Here is a 1,290-nt window from a genome sequence, read left to right on the forward strand (position 1 = left end):
TCGTCCGACAGCAATCCATCCATTGGAAGATCATGTACGTCGAATCCTGACCTTTCCCCGTTGGGTACCTGTACATGCCACCTTGCCACTGATAGGGGGATTCACCGACTTCGTGGCCTTCTTTGGTTTCCGGTGTCGGGCTGAACATATTCAGTTTGTATTGTTGCTTCGGTAGAGTTGGGTAGATCTTCGAGCGGCAAACAGTGTCATTCCCCATCGTTCGATACGCCAAACCACGACGATGCTCAACTGCAAGTTCGCGAATACCAGCCAGGCTGGTTGTCCGTGGCGTGTCCATGCTTCGTACCGATCCCGTTAATGGATATTGTCCACCCCAAGAGCCCGCACACCACCACAACGAATCCATTGGCTGCTTACCTGCAAATTGAGCCGCAGCCTCAAGGGCGCAAGCTTGCTGTGCGACAACGTTAGCCACCGCAGCAGATTCTGGATTCTGGAAGAAGGCTAAGGCTGTATTGTTCCAGGTTGGGTCTATCTCGGAGAAACTGACCACGTCAAAGTCACTGTATGGGTCGGCAGTACATTGCCCTGGCAAATACAGGTCAAGCATGCGCAGAAGTGGCAGGGCATACATGTGTGCGTTATAGAAACTGATCGAAAATTTATTACGGCGTTCTTCATCAGCGCCATCGGTTTGGATCCCGTACTGAAGGTTGTTTCCGAGGTTTAAGTTAACCCCACCCAACGATGACATGCAGCCCGGCGTGCGCGTCAGTTCGATGACTTTTCGGGGTTCCCACATTGCTGTCAGCACACCGGGGTGATATACCCCAAGCCCGTCTTGGCAGGCACAGGCCATGCCACCAGCCGCATTATCCGGCACTTTACCAGAGGGGCCCATTGTAATTCCGGCCACCTTGATTGGGAAGATACACCCCCAGCATACGTCGGTAAAAAGCTTGAAAGAAAGAAGCTGGTTATCACGACAAACTTCGTTGACCGCAGGTGCTGTCTCCGCCGTTTTGTCAGCCAGTGCATTGCCCGCAAAACATAAGGAAACTGCGGTGGCCGCCATCAGGTGCAAGCTGAATAATTTCAATTTCGTGTGTAGGGATTTCATTTTGCCACCTTTTGTGCGTAGTTGGCTTCAGGGTATTCGTTGATAATGAAGACCTTTCTGTCAGCAGTTACGACACTGGGCACCGCTTCAATCCCAAAGCGTTCAGACATACCAGGCTGGATCATGTAAAGGCGGGCTTTTTTACCATAATGTTGTGCAGCATCTTTGAAGGTATCCCAGCCATCACCGTAAACGTTGGTTGTGATCAG

Annotated in this window: 1 protein-coding gene and 1 pseudogene; both read right to left on the reverse strand. The window is 51.4% G+C overall.

Annotation, left to right across the window (positions count from 1 at the left end; all coding sequences use genetic code 11):
* Positions 1–1,081, reverse strand: a 1,081-nt coding sequence (locus tag ACVRRC_RS21785) for a TraU family protein (protein WP_472997545.1), incomplete at its 3' end; no start/stop codon positions are given.
* Positions 1,078–1,290, reverse strand: a pseudogene (locus ACVRRC_RS21790) (hypothetical protein); the annotation flags it as partial. The gene ACVRRC_RS21785 and the pseudogene ACVRRC_RS21790, both read right to left, overlap by 4 nt.

The sequence above is a fragment of the Stutzerimonas sp. LR2 genome, assembly GCF_055755175.1.